Source organism: Paraflavitalea sp. CAU 1676 (genome assembly GCF_029223285.1).
In the GTDB taxonomy this organism is placed as follows: domain Bacteria; phylum Bacteroidota; class Bacteroidia; order Chitinophagales; family Chitinophagaceae; genus Paraflavitalea.
On the sequence record NZ_JARHUJ010000006.1, the window covers coordinates 493585 to 510537 of the forward strand.

The 16953-nt window shown below is 49.5% G+C and carries 15 protein-coding genes; 8 read left to right on the forward strand and 7 right to left on the reverse strand.

Annotation, left to right across the window (positions count from 1 at the left end):
• Positions 1-182: 182 nt before the first annotated feature.
• Entirely contained in the window at positions 183-2618 is a 2436-nt protein-coding gene (locus P2H89_RS21795; RefSeq protein WP_275830856.1) for a TonB-dependent receptor, read from the forward strand.
• A gap of 104 nt (positions 2619-2722) precedes the next feature.
• Here the strand turns inward: P2H89_RS21795 and P2H89_RS21800 are convergent, their stop codons facing one another.
• The 3 genes from P2H89_RS21800 to P2H89_RS21810 form a co-directional block, all read right to left on the reverse strand.
• A complete protein-coding gene (locus P2H89_RS21800) occupies positions 2723-2872 on the reverse strand; it encodes a hypothetical protein (RefSeq protein WP_275830858.1) in 150 nt (49 codons plus the stop codon).
• A gap of 27 nt (positions 2873-2899) precedes the next feature.
• Positions 2900-3769, reverse strand: a complete 870-nt coding sequence (locus P2H89_RS21805; protein WP_275830860.1) for a hypothetical protein — start codon at positions 3767-3769, stop codon at positions 2900-2902.
• Positions 3770-3993: 224 nt separating this feature from the next.
• Complete coding sequence (locus P2H89_RS21810; RefSeq protein WP_275830862.1) at positions 3994-5586, reverse strand: Na+/H+ antiporter; 1593 nt, start codon at positions 5584-5586, stop codon at positions 3994-3996.
• Between the two features lie 272 nt (positions 5587-5858).
• Here P2H89_RS21810 and P2H89_RS21815 point away from each other — a divergent pair, with 272 nt between their 5' ends.
• The 3 genes from P2H89_RS21815 to P2H89_RS21825 all read left to right on the forward strand — a co-directional run bounded on the left by P2H89_RS21815 (position 5859) and on the right by P2H89_RS21825 (position 6801).
• Positions 5859-6020 (forward strand): hypothetical protein, encoded by a 162-nt coding sequence (locus tag P2H89_RS21815; RefSeq protein WP_275830864.1) that lies wholly within the window; start codon positions 5859-5861, stop codon positions 6018-6020.
• Between the two features lie 16 nt (positions 6021-6036).
• A complete protein-coding gene (locus tag P2H89_RS21820; RefSeq protein WP_275830866.1) occupies positions 6037-6234 on the forward strand; it encodes a hypothetical protein in 198 nt (65 codons plus the stop codon).
• A gap of 102 nt (positions 6235-6336) precedes the next feature.
• Complete coding sequence (locus P2H89_RS21825) at positions 6337-6801, forward strand: META domain-containing protein (RefSeq protein ID WP_275830868.1); 465 nt, start codon at positions 6337-6339, stop codon at positions 6799-6801.
• Positions 6802-6805: 4 nt separating this feature from the next.
• On the opposite strand, the gene P2H89_RS21830 is transcribed toward P2H89_RS21825, so the two are convergent.
• On the reverse strand, positions 6806-9040 hold the full coding sequence (locus P2H89_RS21830) for a helix-turn-helix domain-containing protein (protein WP_275830870.1): 2235 nt from the start codon (positions 9038-9040) through the stop codon (positions 6806-6808).
• Between the two features lie 198 nt (positions 9041-9238).
• Between P2H89_RS21830 and P2H89_RS21835 the strand changes: the two genes are divergently transcribed.
• Complete coding sequence (locus P2H89_RS21835) at positions 9239-11653, forward strand: UvrD-helicase domain-containing protein (RefSeq protein ID WP_275830872.1); 2415 nt, start codon at positions 9239-9241, stop codon at positions 11651-11653.
• 235 nt (positions 11654-11888) lie between these two features.
• Positions 11889-12686, forward strand: a complete 798-nt coding sequence (locus P2H89_RS21840; RefSeq protein WP_275830874.1) for a hypothetical protein — start codon at positions 11889-11891, stop codon at positions 12684-12686.
• Between the two features lie 54 nt (positions 12687-12740).
• On the opposite strand, the gene P2H89_RS21845 is transcribed toward P2H89_RS21840, so the two are convergent.
• Both P2H89_RS21845 and P2H89_RS21850 read right to left on the reverse strand, forming a co-directional pair.
• Positions 12741-13469 (reverse strand): LytTR family DNA-binding domain-containing protein, encoded by a 729-nt coding sequence (locus P2H89_RS21845; RefSeq protein ID WP_275830876.1) that lies wholly within the window; start codon positions 13467-13469, stop codon positions 12741-12743.
• A complete protein-coding gene (locus P2H89_RS21850) occupies positions 13462-14619 on the reverse strand; it encodes a histidine kinase (protein WP_275830878.1) in 1158 nt (385 codons plus the stop codon). The genes P2H89_RS21845 and P2H89_RS21850 overlap by 8 nt, the downstream gene beginning before the upstream one ends.
• Before the next feature lie 229 nt (positions 14620-14848).
• Here P2H89_RS21850 and P2H89_RS21855 point away from each other — a divergent pair, with 229 nt between their 5' ends.
• Together P2H89_RS21855 and P2H89_RS21860 are read left to right on the forward strand one after the other, a co-directional pair.
• On the forward strand, positions 14849-15877 hold the full coding sequence (locus tag P2H89_RS21855) for an LLM class flavin-dependent oxidoreductase (protein WP_275830880.1): 1029 nt from the start codon (positions 14849-14851) through the stop codon (positions 15875-15877).
• Between the two features lie 369 nt (positions 15878-16246).
• Positions 16247-16486 carry a DUF3820 family protein gene (locus P2H89_RS21860; protein WP_275830882.1) on the forward strand — a complete coding sequence of 80 codons (240 nt, stop codon included), beginning with the start codon at positions 16247-16249 and terminating at the stop codon, positions 16484-16486.
• 140 nt (positions 16487-16626) lie between these two features.
• On the opposite strand, the gene P2H89_RS21865 is transcribed toward P2H89_RS21860, so the two are convergent.
• Positions 16627-16842: a general stress protein CsbD gene (locus P2H89_RS21865; protein ID WP_275830884.1), complete on the reverse strand. Its 216-nt coding sequence runs from the start codon at positions 16840-16842 to the stop codon at positions 16627-16629.
• Between the last annotated feature and the right edge of the window lie 111 nt (positions 16843-16953).

The window sequence follows — 16953 nt, forward strand, 5'->3', positions numbered from 1 at the left end:
AAAGCCTTTCGATGCTCTATTTTCCTGTTTAAAGCGCCTGATTCCGGTTGTGAAATGTAAAAATGGGACAATCAATTTTTCCCGTTTCTCCACTTAACGCACCCGACCGACTGCCTGTATAGAACTGCTACGAAGGGATTCGTTTTATCGGAATATTTGCTCTTCAATAATAGGAGTATTCTATGCGTACGATGATCGTGGTGGTGTTTAGTCTGCTGATAGTGACAATTGGAAAGGCGCAAACAGCGCAACGGGGCAGGGTTTCCGTGAATATTGAGGGTGCAGGCCAGCCCCTGGAGAATGCAACGGTGGAATTGCTTAAAGGCAAAGACTCGTCGTTGGTGAAGGCAGCCATCAGCGGAAAGAACGGACTGACAGAACTGGAGAATATCCCTTTCGAGACCTATTTGTTGCGGGTTACGATGGTAAACTTTACCCGGCAATATTCGCAGCCGTTTACCCTGACTGCCAGCCAGCCGGAACTATCATTGCCCCCGGTCACGCTCAGCGCCAACGCTTCCACACAGATGAAGGAAGTAACCGTAACGGCCCGCAAGCCTTTTATTCAAAAACTCAGCGACCGTATCGTCGTCAATGTAGATAACAGTATCGTCAATGCCGGGAGTTCTGCCCTCGACGTTCTGGAGCGCTCACCGGGTGTGCTCATCGATCCCAACGATATCATCAGCTTACGTGGCCGTCAAGGGGTTATCATCATGATCGATGGAAAGATAACGCCCATGTCGGGTACCGACCTCGCCAATATGCTGCGTAGTTTGCCCTCCAACGCTATCGAAAGGATCGATATCATTACCAACCCATCAGCGAGGCATGATGCAGCCGGTAATTCGGGCATCATCGACATCCGGATGAAAAAAGACCAGCGCCTGGGCGCGAATGGAACGTTTACGGCAGGTTATGGCCAGGGCGTTTTTCCGAAAGCGAATACAGGCGCCACCTTTAACTTCCGCAATAAGAAGGTCAATTTCTTTGGCAGCTACAACTATGCGCACCGCCAAAACCTTAACCACCTTTTCCTGAAGCGGGAGTTCTTTAAGAACGGAAGCTACGATGGGGCTTATGACCAGGACAACTACATGAAGATCCCGGTGAATACGAATAATATTCGCCTGGGCGCCGATTACCTGCTGAGCAAAAAGTCGATCCTTGGCTTTGTTGTCAACAGCACCATCACCAATGTAGACCGCACCAACGAAAACCAATCGCTGGTATTAGATGCCGTGAAGCAACCCGCATCGAAGTTCATCACCAACCAACAGGAAAGCTCGAGGCCAAGGAATATCCTGGCCAACATCAATTATAAATACACGTTTGATAGCACTGGCCGCGAATTGACTGCTGATATCGATTACGGTGTTTTCAACAACCGGTCGCGCTCGCAATTCAATACGGGATTTTACCAACTCGATGGAACGCCCACACAACCGGCCTACAAACTCAACGGCGACCAACAAGGAAAGATCACGATCGCTACGGCAAAAGCCGATTATGTGCATCCTTTAAATAAAACCACCAGGCTGGAGACAGGATTTAAAAGCAGCTTTGTGGAAACAGGTAATGATGTCGTGTTCTATGATGTCAGCAGCACTACGCCGGTGTACGATTCCTCCAAGAGCAACGACTTCAGGTACAAGGAGAACAACAATGCTGTGTATGTAAACCTGAACTCGGAGTTTAAAAAGATTTCGCTCATGGCAGGTCTGCGGGCCGAGCAAACCAATATGGAAGGGCACCAGGTCGTGAACGATATCCGTTTCGATTCTTCCTACCTGCAGTTGTTTCCCAGTGTTTTCCTGAACTACAAATTGGGCGAGGATAAAACGATCGGGATTTCCGTGAGCAGGCGCATCGACCGGCCCAATTACTCGGAGCTGAACCCTTTCCGGTTCTTTCTCGATCCCAGCACTTACAGCTCGGGCAATCCCTACCTCAAACCACAACTTACCTGGTCATACGAGTTGAGCTATACTGTTAAACAGCTCAGCTTCACCCTCGGGTATAGCCACACAAAACAAAACACCACGGTCGTCATTCGACCCAGTGAAACGGAAGACAAAGTGACGGTGCAGATGCCGGTAAACCTGCATACTTACGATTACTTCGGGCTTACGGTAGCTGCACCGATCCGTTTCACGAAATGGTGGAATGCGATCAACAATGCCAACATTTATTATGGACATTACAACGGCAACCTGGCCAACACCACGCTCGACAATGGTACGCCTGCCGCAAACATCAGCACCAACAACACTTTCACCCTGGCGAAGGGATGGACGATCGAGTTGAATGCGAGTGTGAATACAGGCGGTCAGGTTGGCTTTATGAAGCTGGATCCGCAATGGCAGTTATCGCCCGGTGTGCAAAAGACCATTCTCAACAAAAAAGGCACGCTTCGCTTTAGTGTCACTGATATTTTTTGGACCAATCTGCCAAGAGCTGTTGTTGAATTCACTAATTACGTGGAGCATTGGCATGCTCAAAGAGAGTCGAGGGTAGCTAGCCTTTCTTTTACTTATCGCTTTGGTAAGAATACTGTTGCTGCGGCCCGCAGGCGTACCACCGCTTCAGAAGAAGAGCGCAGAAGGGCTGGAAACTGATAAGAACGTCAGGCCGCGAAAGGCTGGCGGCCAGTAGCTGTCGCTGGCTTCTGCCAATATACACAGTTGGGTTAATAACGATCGAACGCAAGTAGCCAAGTCAGCTAGTGCCTTTTGAAATACTGAACTTCCCGTTCATGCTTTTTGGCGGCCTCCAGCGAATCAAAAGTGCCGAGGTTACGCCGCTTATGGGTTTTCGGATCTTTCTTACGGGAATAGAGCCGGTATTCGCCCGATTTTAACTTGCGTATCATAAAGATGTTTCTCGTAAAAGGCACAATTCACATGCCATCAGAGCGACCCTTTTTGTGTAGGCTCTGCAACAATTGAAGGTGTGGTTGCAGGCTCTGGATGGTGCTTTTGGTGAGGAACTGCTTCAGGTGTTTATAGAAGTGACTGTGGTCGTAATAGCCATAAACGGAATAATGAAAGGTTTGCGGCGATTGGGCGATATGGGCTGCAGCCTTTCTGATGCGCATGATCTGCAATGCGTTCTTGCTACTGATGCTGGTAGCACGTTCAAAATAGCGTTGCAGTGTGCGGGTGGAGATCTTGTACTGTTCGGCCATCTTTTCGATGGTCGTCTTAAAATCGTTTTCCCGGTAACACCGGTCAAGGATCTCAGTAACGATGTGAATTTCCTGGAGCGAACCTGCATGTTCCTCGATGATGGGCTCGTAGTAGTTGCTGATGATCCTTACTCTCTCTTCAAAAGTGGCGGCCGCTTTGATTCCATCGATCACAGATTGATCCACCAGGTAGCTGAGCGGGAAGATCTGATCACGGTACTCCGAAAAGTTCACTTTCTTCAGGAAGAGGATAGGTGAAATTTTGAACTTGATGCCGAAAAGCTGGTTTCCAGGCTGATGATAGCATTCTATACTCTGGTGCCGGGGCAGGAACCCATCGGTGCGCATATCGAAACGCTGTTCGCCAACCTGCATCACAAAGGGAGTTCCCAGGTTGATGAGGTAGGTGTACCCTACGTTTGGAAAAAGTGCATCGGAAAACCCCTCAGGATGGTCTTCCCACAAACGTGCGAAATTGGTTTCCCAGATAAAGTCAATGAAGTCGCCCAATTTACCAGTTGGGGATATGCGGTGGTAATTGTTTTCAAAATGGGCCTTATGGAAGAATTCTACATGCTGCACGGTAAATCAATATTGCAATATTACGGCTAACTGCATTTTTAGGACAGGAGGAAAACGATAACCTGCTGTAAAAAAGTATGGCCGGTTTTCGCTGTCATATATTGGACGCCTGTCCTTTTTGTTCCTTGCGGAAAAAAACCATGCCCACTCCTCAAGGGCTTATTCGCGAGGTGTTTTTAAACGGGGCGTCTGATTCTTTTCCGTGGATCTGTTCATCTTCAGTACTATCTCCTCAACCGGGCCTCCTCCAGGTCGAGCTCTGTTTCGCGTTTGCGGATCAGCTCATCGGGAAATTCTTTGCTGCGGCTCATTTTCGCTAGTTCCGCGCGACGCACCTGCACCGATTCCAGCAACATCTGCCGGTATTGAGGTACAAAACTGCCGGCAGTTTGAGCGCCCTCGTCCTGGGTAAGGCGGCTGTTGGCGATTTCAGCCATGCGTTGGTATCTTTCGCGCAGGCGAACAAAGGCTTCGATCGATGCAGATTCTTCACTGTACGATTTCTCCAGCATATTCAATACCGACGTCGCCAGCCTCAATCGGATCGCATGTTCATGGTGCGCCTCCGACTCCGGCGCTTCTACTTTCAACAGCCGGATCAACAAAGGCAGGCTAAGCCCCTGAATTACGAGGGTGAACAGGATCACCACAAACGTGATGAAGAGTATGAGGTTGCGTTGTGGAAAAGCCTGTCCGTCGCTAAGGGTAATGGGAACCGCCAGTGCCGATGCCAGCGACACCACACCCCGCATGCCGCTCCAACCCACAATGAAAACCGAAGCTCCCGTGGGCCGGGGCTCTTTTTCCCGGATCTTTTTGCTGAATAAGCGAGGCAGGTAAGCACCCGGGTATACCCACAGTATGCGGATGACAATCGTAACCAGGCTGATCAGTACGGCATATTTGATGGCGTCCAGCAAAGAGTTTTCTCCCAGTTCCTTAATAATATAGGGAAGCTCCAGACCTATCATGATAAACACCACGCCATTGAGCAGGAACACCAGTGTTTCCCAAACACTCACCGCCTGGAGGCGGGTGTTATACGAAAACACCTCGTGCGAACGGAAAGAAAGAAATAAACCGCCGCTTACAACGGCGAGCACACCCGAATAGTGAAAATGCTCCGCGGCGATGTACATGAGGTAGGGCGAAATAAGTGTGATGGCTGTATCGATGCTCGGCGTCGTTGGCAAAAACCGGTGAATCAGGTATACCACATGGGCGATCGCCAGTCCGATCAAAACACCCATAAATACGACCAGCACAAAGTCGACGCCGGCATCCCACAGCGCAAACTGACCGGTGAAGATGGCCGCCAATGCAAAACGGAATACGATCAAGCTCGACGCATCATTGATGAGGCTTTCCCCCTCAAGTATCGCAGTGATCCGCTTGGGCACTTTCAGGTGTTCGAGTACACTGGTAGCTGCGATTGCATCGGGCGGAGAGACGATGGCTCCCAATAAAAACCCGAGGGGAAGTGTAAAACCCGGTATCATCGCATTGGCTACAAAGGCAATCGCTGTGGCGGTAAAGATAACCAACCCGAATGCCAGCATAAAAACCGGCCGGCGATACCGCCAGAAATCATTCCAAGATGTATACCAGGCCGCTGCATACAAAAGGGGCGGCAAAAATATGATAAATACCAGCTCGGGCTGCAAGGTAATAGAAGGCACACCGGGTATGAAACCAATACCCAAACCAGCTAATACCAATAAGATGGGATAAGAGATCTGCAGTTTATTGCTCAGCATCGTAAGCAGCGAAACCACCAGAAGGAGAGAAATGATCAATAGGAGGTTGTCTTGAAGCATGGCGTATTGGTTATTATAAACGATTGGACGACAATTTAGAATATTTTCACAAATATCATAATGGGGCAGTATGGTCCTTTGGGTTGCCCGGCCTGTAGAGCTAGGACTACAGTTCAGAAACGAGCTAACTATAATATAATCTAAAGCCGCAGGGCTAACAGCCTAAGCACAAGCGTATTTAAGAATGGTTGTCTTTAATTGAAACCCCGTGGCAAAGTAATTGGGTCAATATGGGTGAAACATAGATAGGGAACACCAAAAAATATCATTTTATGAAAAAAATTCTCAGTGCGCTGGCAATAGCCGGTTTATTTACTGTTTTTGCCTGCCAAACGCCGGAGCCGGCTACTAATCCCAATAAGAGCGATACCACGATCAACAAAACTCAACCCGACACTACTGTCGCTAAGCCCGACAGTGCTTCCAGGCAATAATTGAAAATATATCAGCATGAAAAGGATTATCGCGATTATGTTGATCGCAGGAGGGTTATTTGCCTGCGGCGATAACGATGATAAAAATCGTATCGAGAATAAGGCAGACAGCACGAACAACCTGCCTGCCCCCGATACTTCCATGAGTAACACCGACTCGGCTAACGGCCGAAATAATCCAAATCGTAACCAGGATTCCCTAAGGTATAATTAAGGGGGGTAAATAACTGGTTATCGATATTTATAAGGAGGATGGCATATTAATTATGTCATCCTTTTTGGGGTTTGGATGCCCCGTCACGTAAAACTTACCAGTATGGAAAATATACTCGCACGTACATTGGCGGCTATATTGCTGGTTGGCGCCCTGGTTACCTGCCAGTCCGATACCACGATAGCCCAGCCTCAACATAAGCAGGCAACAGATACCCTATTGAACGGACAGTGGTACCTGCGACCTGTGCTGGATTCCGATACGGCCGCCGGCAAATTCCCGACGATCACTTTTGATGTAGCGAAAGGTACCTTTACCGGCAATACCGGTTGTAATCAGATGAGCGGCTCCTTTAAACGCACCGATACGAGCCTGGTGTTTGATGAACGTATACAATTGTCGAAAATGATTTGCCCCGGGTTCAACGAAGCGGCATTCCTGAAAACATTGCTGAACACCAACCGGATCAAGCGGGATAACGACATGTTGATCCTGATGTTCGATCAAACCGAATTATCGAGGTGGACGAGAAAACCTTACCGGGCGCCGGTAAGCAAGCGAACCTGATTGGCTAAGCGTTTTCCTGCTGCAGGCGGCTGGCATACTGCATCACAGCCCTTATTTCTCCAAAGGAGTATTCATCGCCCAGCTTTTCCTTGACAGGCGTGATGCTTTGGCCGCCTGCTTCTTTTATGGCATCGAGAATAGCGACTATTTTAGGCCCCTGCACCAGCTCTTCAATTTGTATCTCGCCGGTTGCGATGAATTGTATCAGATGGCCTTCGATGGTGCTGATGGCCATGCCACGATGAACAGCAATATCTTCGATGTTTTTACCTTCTTTAAACAGCTGCAGGCTTATGCGCTTGGTTTCACCTTTGGCCCCTTTCGTAACGGATTGTGCTGTTTCGCGAATAGCTGTGGCTGCCTTTTTCTGGCTGTCTATCAGCTGCAGCAATTCGTCGGCGGGTACGCCCCGCACCAGCGCGTTTACAGTAAGTGTTGCCTGCTCAAGAAGCTGCTGCTGCCGCTCAAACACCTGCTTCAATTCCTGCAGCTCTTTCACATACTTTTTAACCTTCTGTTTTACTTTGATGTCGTCGAGGTGTTGTTGCAGGCTTGCGAGGTTTTCTTCGAGTTGTAAGCGAAAGTAAGCGATGGCGGCCTGCATGCGCTGTTGTAAAGCTGCATAACCATCGGAAGCTGCAGTGGTGAGTAGTTGTTCCAGCTGCCGCATGAACTTATAAGCGACCGCCTGCTGATCGTTTACCTTATTGAGCAAGGCCTGTGCCCATAATACGGCCACATTCTGCTCTGGCAGTTGCCGGTCTTCATAATTTTCGTAATGTGCTTCCCAGGCCGCTGCAAGTTTGCTCCAGTCGAAGCATTGAATAATACTTCGGCCAATATAAGCTTTCCGCTCCTGCTGCAGTGCTTGCTGCAATTCATCGGCGGCCAGTTCTGCACTGGTAAAAGCGATCACGCGCTCGTCGGTGCTGATGCAATGGGGCTGTATCCGGGAATAGAGGATCAGCCCGTCCATCGACGTGAGGCGGCTCAATGCTACGTACACCTGCCCCGGTGCAAAGGATTCGCCGGCATCCACGATCGCTTTGCGGAAGGTAAGTCCCTGGCTTTTGTGGATAGTAATGGCCCATGCGAGCCGGATGGGGTATTGTTTAAAGCTTCCCAGTTCTTCTTCCTCGATGCTGTCCTTTTCTTTATTATAGGAATAACGGATGTTTTTCCAAACCTCCTGCTCTATCTCGAGCTCGATGTCTTCGCCAGGGAACCCAACGGTGATCTTATTGTCTTTGCTGATCGATTGAATAACGGCCAGCTTGCCATTGAAGAATCTTCTGAATTCGCCCTTGTCGTTTTTGATGAACATCACCTGCGCGCCCACCTTCAACTGCAGTGCCATTTCGGCGGGGAGTGCTTTTTCATTGAAATCGCCGGTGATCTCTCCGCGAAATTCGTACACTTCTCCCTGCAGCCTGGCCAGTTGGTACTGATTGATCTTATCGGCCTTGTAGTTGTGAGAGGTGAGCGTAATATAATGATCGTCTTCGTCGGGCACGAAACCGGGAATATACCGCAGGTGCAATTGCCGCAGGTCTTCCTCGTTGGTCGAATTGTTGCGGAGGTTGTTGAGGATGTCAATAAAATTCGCCTCGTTTTGCCGGTAGATCTTCTTTAACTCGAGGTACAGTGGCGGCGCCTGCCGTACGGCCTGCGAATCGAAAAAGAACGGACTGGCATAGTGGTACTTCAGGATCCCTTCCCACTCTTCGTTCGTAACTACCGGTGGCAGCTGAAAGAGGTCGCCGATGAACAATACCTGCACGCCACCGAATGGCGTATAGGGCTGCCGGCGAAAATGACGCAAAATGAGATCGATGGCGTCGAGCATATCGGCCCGCACCATGCTCACTTCGTCAATCACCAGCAATTCCAGCTCGCGCAGCAGTTCTCTTTTGGCACTGTTGAAGCGCAGGTTCTTGATAAGGGTATGCTGATCGGTCGAGTTGATGGAAGGATCGTGCCACCCTCCCTGCCGGGAAGGCAAAAAAGGACCAAATGGCAGTTGAAAAAAGGAATGCATGGTAACACCACCAGCATTGATGGCAGCTACGCCAGTAGGCGCTACCACGGCCATTTTTTTCGGACAGTGTTCCTGAATATATTTCAGAAAGGTTGTTTTGCCGGTACCGGCACGGCCAGTCAGGAAAAGATGGCGGTTGGTCTGGTTCACAAACCGTACCGCGAGCTGAAAGTATTCGTTGGAAGTATCCGGTGCTGACATGCGCCTGCAATTTAGACAATGCTGCGGCCCGGCAACCGAATACTTTTCCCTACAGCGCGCTGATGTGTGAACAAAAAGCGCTTTCCGCTTTGCTAACTTTCATCAGTACAATAAGTTTTCAACGCCTCCCTCCTAATCGGCCGGTATAACGTAAATTGCAGGCTTGATTATCCCGGTCGGGGTGATTATTAATCAATTATGCAAGACTATTTACAAGGTTTGAATGACCGGCAACGCGAAGCGGTGCTGCATATCAAAGGACCATTGATGATCGTGGCAGGCGCCGGCAGTGGAAAAACAAAAGTATTGACCACCCGCATTGCGCATCTCATGCGCTCGGGCGTCGATGCATTCAACATCCTCGCGCTCACCTTTACCAACAAGGCGGCCAAGGAAATGAAAGAGCGTATTGAAAAGATCCTCGGCAATTCCGAAGCCCGCAACTTGTATGTGGGCACCTTCCACAGCGTATTCGCGCGCATCCTGCGCAGTGAAGCGCACCTGATGGGCTATCCCAACAATTTCACCATCTATGATACGGATGATGCCAAAAGCGTGGTGAAGACCGTCATCAACGAAATGAACCTCGATGACAAAACTTACAAGCCTTCTACCGTATATAACCGTATCTCCAGTGCAAAGAACGCCCTGGTAGGTCCGGTGGAGTATGCCAACGACTATGCCATTCAGCAGGAAGACCTGCGCGGCAACCGTCCGGCAATGGCGCAGATCTATGACGCCTATGTAAAGCGTTGTTTTAAGAACGGCGCCATGGACTTCGACGATCTGTTGCTGAAGTTTTACGAATTGTTGAAGAATTTCCCGGAGTCGCTCAGCAAATACCAGCGCAAGTTCAAATACATCCTCGTGGATGAGTACCAGGATACCAATCCTGCCCAGTATGAGGTGATCAAATTGCTGGGAGCCATGAATGAGAATGTGTGCGTGGTGGGTGACGATGCACAAAGTATCTATAGCTTCCGCGGCGCAACGATCCAGAACATCCTCCAGTTCCAGAAAGATTACGAAGATGCCAAAGTGGTCATGCTGGAGCAGAACTACCGCAGCTCCAAAGCGATCATAGCAGTAGCCAATGAAATAATTGCCAATAACAAAGGTCAGATACCCAAGGCTCTGTGGACCGACAATAATGAAGGCGAAAAGATCAGGCTGGTGCGTACCATGACCGATAACGAGGAAGGGAAATACGTAGCCGATACCATCCAGGAGCAAAAGCTGCGTAACCATTATAACAACAAGGATTTCGCGATCCTGTACCGCACCAACGCACAAAGCCGCGCCTTTGAAGAAGCGCTGCGCCGCATGAACATTCCTTATACGATGTTCGGGGGCACCAGCTTCTATACCCGTAAAGAGATCAAGGACTTTGTGGCTTACCTGCGTATTATCGTCAACCCACGCGATGAAGAGGCGCTGAAGCGCATCATCAACTACCCTGCGCGCGGCATTGGTAAAACAACGGTTGATAAAACCGTCCTGTTTGCCAACCAGAACAATGTTACCATGTGGGAGGTGCTCGAAAGAGCCCGGGAGGCAGGCTTCAAAGCCGGTACCCTCGAAGCGATCGAAGAGTTTGTGACGATGATCAAGAGCTTCGCCAGCATGCTGAAAAGTAAGAATGCTTACGAAGTGGCCGTGCATGTAGGCAAGCAAACCAATATTGTAAAGGAGCTGTTCAACGATAAAAGCACTGAAGGTGTTGCCCGTTACGAGAATATCCAGGAATTGCTGAACTCTATTAAGGAATGGGTCGATACGCAAACCACACTTTCACAGATCGATGAAGAAGGCACCATGCTGGAAACTTCCGAAAACGATGCTGCTGGTTCCGGTGAGATCACCCTGGGTGCTTACCTGCAGCAGATCACCCTCCTTACCGATGCGGACGACAAAGACCCCAATGCCGATACCGTAAAGCTCATGACCATTCACGCGGCCAAGGGACTGGAGTTTGGATGTGTATTCGCTGCCGGATTGGAAGAAATGCTTTTTCCCAATGGCATGGCGGTGAATACCCGCGAAGAACTGGAAGAAGAACGTCGCCTGTTTTATGTTGTGATCACCCGGGCCCGTCAACGGCTCTGGATCACCTATGCCAATACCCGTTACCGCTTTGGACAACTGGTGCAGAATGAGCCTAGCCGGTTCATCGAAGAATTGCCTGGCAACTACCTCGACCGTAGTTATGCGGGTGGCGGTTTCAGGAACCAGGGGCTTTCTACGCGTTCGAACCAGGGTTCATTCGACCGTTCGGGCAATGGTGGCGGCTGGGGCGCCGGTGGCAACAAACAATCTGCCGCCCAGGCCGAGAAGCGTTATGGAGCTCCTCCTTCTAAAAAGCCGGCTGTTCCATCGTATGTAACGCCCAAGCCACAACCCAAAGCTGTCGAGCATGTACCCAGTGCCGACTTTGTGGCCAGTGATACCTCCAACCTGCAGGAAGGACAAAAGGTAGAACACCAGAAATTCGGTTTTGGTGTGGTAAGTAAAGTGGAAGGTTCTGCCCACAACCCGGTGGCTACCGTTAAGTTTGAGCAGAATGGCGAAAAGAAGATCATGCTCAACTATGCCAAGCTGCGCATCATTGAATAAAAAACCAGATCGCACCGGCGCGGGAAGATATTTGACGCTATAAAAACAGGCAGGCAAAATCATCCACCGCCGCGAAAGATCTTCAAATAGCTAAAAGAGGCGGGATCCATACGGGTCCCGCCTCTTTTGCCTATAAGGACTTGTTAAAGTGTCGTCGAAATGGCCCTTACCACATCATTATGCGATTGCCTTCTGCGACGTTCGGGTCTACATTCGTGTCATAATAAAAACGCTTATGATGGTAAAGTCTATGATAGTAGCAGCCTTCGGTGCCATGATGTTGATGACGGCTTGTGCACCGGTTAAAATGGGTGTTAGTGAATCGCTGAAGCAAGACCGGGATGAGTATAAGGTAGCTGGTCGCCAGGGACTGCTGATCAACCAGAAGCTGAGCTTTGGCGAGTTCCATACTACAGAGTTGAAACGTTCCTGGACAAAAGGCGGAGGCTCCAAATTCGGAACCGGTACTGTTGGCGCTACGGCAGAAGACTTTCAAAACATGATATCCATTGAATACATCAAGCGCAAACAAACGGTGCAGTTCGATATGAGCGATGGTAAAAAGACAGCCAATACTTATTGTGTAGCAAAGTTCAATGCCAAAGACCTCGAGATCGGCAGGCACACCAATAGCGTGCTGAATATTGGAATGGACCTTTTCAAACTAGGCGGCTGGTCGGAACACACCTACTATGTTCAGATCTATACACCTGGCGCCAACAGGCCTTGGGAAATGCTGATCGACAACCAGGCTGCCGAAGCAAGGAGAAAGACTTATACCGGGTTGCTGTCGCTGAGCAAAGAACAATACTACACCATCGTACCTGTATCGCAGGTGGAGAAAAAGGATGGAAGCGCCGGCAATGCGCTCGCGGTTTTGGGCTTCGAATTTCGGGATTCTGCTGGTAAAGCAGTTGCTGCCGTATCACTTATCGATAAGGGAATGGTGTTTTTGGGCAAGGTATCCAGCGAAGAACGTTTGCTGCTGGCCAATGCCTGCGCTGCTTTGTTGTTGCAGGAAGAGATAGCATAGTTAATAAACGCGCCACTGTTGTGTAGAACTGTCGTTGTTTGACGTGGCGTAAGGTTAGGTTAATAATTTCAGGACGCCGTTGCGATACAATTTTCCGATTGGTATCTCAGCGGCGTTTATTTCTATCAGGTCGTTGGTAAATGATTTGATCTTATCGATGGCGACAATAAAGGACCGGTGGGTGCGCACAAATTGTTTTTCCGACAACATCGACTCTACAGAAGTGATCGATTGTTTCGTAATAATAGTTCCCTGCGTTGTGACGATCTTCACATAATCTTTCATGCTTTCTATATACAGGATGTCTGGCAACATGACCTTCTGCATTTTCCGGTCGGCCCGGAAGTAAACAAAAGACTCATTGCGTTTTTCTTCCAACGTTGTTTCGGGTGCAGGCATTGGCGCCAGTGGCTGACTTGCCGGCGCGTATGCCTTGTTGACTGCTTTGAGGAACCTGTCAAACCGTACTGGTTTCAATAAATAATCTACCACATCGAGTTCATACCCTTCAAGGGCATATTCGGGATAAGCGGTGGTAAAAATGACGCGGGGTGGGTTCTTCAGGGTTTTCAAAAAGTTGGTGCCGTCGAGCTGAGGCATGCGTATATCCAGGAAAATAAGGTCGATGGTTTGTTGTTGCAGGAAGGTAAGGGCCTGTACGGCGTTGGCGCATTCGCCCACGAGTTGGAGGGTGGGCACTTCCACTACATACCGCCTGATGACTTCGCGCGCCGGCGGTTCATCATCTACTATGAGACAACGTATGGCCTTGAGTTCATGCATGGCTGTTACTCTTTAAAAGGGACTCTTCCTTTTGTCGGGGTGTGTGGATATTCTCCAATTGAAGGGATAGGGTTACCACAAATACTTCTTCCTCATTAAATATCTTAAGCGTGTGTTTTCCCGGATACAACAGCTCCAGCCGCTTGCGTACGTTGTGGATGCCAATCCCAAAGCCGCTTTGCTGTTTTCGTTCTATGGGCTGTCCGTTCATCAGCCGCATGTCCATTATGTTTTCCTTCAGGCTGATCTGCAGGTTAAGCCAGGGTTGTTCCAGCATATTGCTGGCGCCATGCTTAAAGCAGTTCTCTACCAATGGCAATAACAGTAATGGCGCAATATGCAAATGGCCGGTTTCGGCAGGCAGATCGATGTGTATATCGAACTGTTCGTCGTACCGGATCTTTTCGAGCGAAATATAATCCCTGATCATCGCCAGCTCTTTCGACAGAGGTACCAGGGGCTGGTTGCATTCGTAGAGCATGAAACGCAGCATATCCGAAAGTCCCATTACCAGCTGTGAAGCAACGGGCGCTACGTTTTGCGTATGCGAATAAATATTGTTGAGGGTATTGAATAAGAAGTGTGGATGCACCTGTGCTTTCAGTAATTGCAGCTGGGCTTCGGCATTCTCTTTTTGCAACTGGAGGTTGCGCTGCTCTTTAATGTACCAGTGTTTGGTAAGCTTGATGGCAGCGGCCATACCACCGATGGTGATGGCGCCACGCAGGCCGGCCAGCAGTCCCATGTAGAAAGAGCTCGGGCGAAACCGCTTGGGCGCATGCATATGTTGTGGCATGAGGGCATTTCGAACGTCGTCGATAACATACATAGAAAGGAAGGTAGACAAAGCGGCTGTTGCGAAAAACATTACCAGCACCCAAAAGCCCGTCAGAAAGTACTTGTTCTTCAGCAGGTATACGGGTATTACAAAATAGATGAGCGAATAAGCCAGGAACATATGCGCCGTCAGGTATACAGCCGATTCTACTATCGAGATGGGAAGGCGGGCCATGTAATTGACGTTGCTGTCGATAGATGGCGTAAAAGCGTACAAAAATCCCTGGAACAACCACCAGAAAGTCCAGAAAGCGAGGTGCCTCGAAAGGCGATCCCGCGGCTCATTGGAAAATATGAAAGGGAACTTGTTCATGGCCTGTTATAAAGATACAGCGGCTTTTGGCGCAAGCCGGCTCCGCACATCCCAATGTAGCCGGAAAGTGGATTTTCGTCGACAAAAGGATCTTTGGGGTGTATCCTGCCGGGGTGATCCGAAAGGTTGCCCCGGGGCGCCTTGAACCGGTACCTAAAACCCAACTTACTCAGCCTGGGGAAGTACGCTTGCCGGAACCTTTTTCCCCCGAGTTTGTTATTTACCTACTATGTCATTGCAACTAAGTGTATTAGATCAAACTCCCATACGGCGCGGCAGTAATGCCGTTGAATCGCTGCAGGAATCCATCCAGCTGGCCCGCCTGGCCGATCACCTGGGATATACCCGGTACTGGCTGTCGGAACATCACAATTCCGCGACGCTTGCTATGGCCGCACCTGAAATTCTGATAGCCCGGCTAGCCGGAGAAACCAATTATATCCGCTTTGGATCGGGTGGCATTATGCTGCCTAATCACAGTGCTTTCAAGGTGGCCGAAAACTTCCGCCTGCTTGAAGCACTCTATCCCAATCGTATCGACCTGGGTATTGGACGAGCGCCCGGCGGCGACCGTATTTCGGCCAAGTTGCTCAATCCGTCCAACAATTTCGATCCGCAGGAATATATCCAGCAGATCAAAGACCTGCAGGCTTACCTCACCGATACGCCCGGCGAAGCCAACCTGGAAGGAAAGATCAAAGCAATACCCGTCATCGATACCGTTCCTGAAATGTGGATGCTCACTTCCAGCGGCGAAAGCGGATACCTGGCAGCACATGCGGGTATGGCCCTATCGTATGCACAATTCATAAACCCGGTAGGTGGTGCAGATGCCGTAGACAATTACCGCAAACGCTTCCGTCCTTCACAATCACTGACAGCGCCCAAAGCGAATCTGGGCATCTTCGCATTCACCTCCGAAAGCGAGAAGAAAGCGCATGAGGTGCAGGCCGTGATGGATTACCGGTTACTGAGCTTTGAGAAAGGCCAGTACAATGAAATGCCGACCTACGAGATCGCGAAATCCTACAATTATTCGCCCGGCGAATGGCAAAGGGTATTGTTCAACCGGGGCCGCATGGCGATCGGCACACCAGATGTGGTAAAGGAAAAGATCACTGCCCTGACGCGCGAGTTCGATGTGGATGAAGTGGTGATCGCCACATTTGCAGAAAGTGCGGAAGACCGTTTCAGAAGTTATGAGCTCTTTTCGGAAGTATTTGAGCTGGCTGAGCGGCAAACCCGCCAATATGCCTGATTGTCCCTACATTAATAAAAAAAGCGGATGTCTCTTATTATTAAGAGACATCCGCTTACTTTTTTGTGAATATTATCCAGCCTTCCGCGGAGTGGTATGCATAGTGCCACCTTTTCTGCCGGAAGTGGCCGATTTGTTAGGTATCATGGAAGAACCTTTCGACTGAACGGAGGATGATGTACTTTTGACCACCATACCCGAAAGGGGGGCCGCTTTTTTAGGGGCTTTACCTTTTTTGGATTTTGACTTACTCATACAATAAAACTTGTTGTTATTGTAAACTAATAAATTATACATTAACAACGGCTTTTCGGCCCCGATATTTTTACCGCCGCGCGTATGATTAACAATTTTTAATGCCCCGTTTACATGTTTGATGAATCGCTGCAACCCAATCCGGAGCTCCTGCTCGACCTCGTGAGGATGAAAATGCCCTTCGGGAAATATAAGGATACGCGACTTTGCGATCTGCCGGTTTCTTACCTTGAATGGTTTCAGCGGAAGGGATTTCCCAAGGGAAAACTCGGGATGTTATTACAAACCATGTACGAGATCAACCTCAATGGACTGAATTTCCTGCTTGACCCCCTGAAGAAGCAGGTGCGCTAGCCACGCTCTATTTGAAAGGGCGGGTAGAAACAATCTGTCGATCTGGGTACCTGTGCCCTTTCCCATTTCAAACAATCTTCCCCCGCCTGCCCGGACTGCAAGGTCGGGACAGTTGCCGGCAACATTGCCTGGCACCACATCTAAGAGGCCATGTCCTGGTTGAAAGAAACGCTTTCAATAAATCGTTTCACATCGTCCTTGGTCCGGTTCATTTTGGCAGCCAGCCTTTCTAACAGCTCATCCTCGTGTCCGGGTTCATAATCCAGGTCTTCGTCGGTAAGTCCGATATTCCGTTCTTTGATCTTTTCCTTTACTTCATCCCAGGGTGTGTGTAATATCAGTTTGCTAGTGTCCATATCCCTTGCACTGCAATCTGCAGGCCAGCAAAATGGCTGATTACCAGCCTTTGAGCGTAGCGGCATACCTTCATGGGAGAATCTCCGGTCGGGTGATTTTCGTCAGGACCG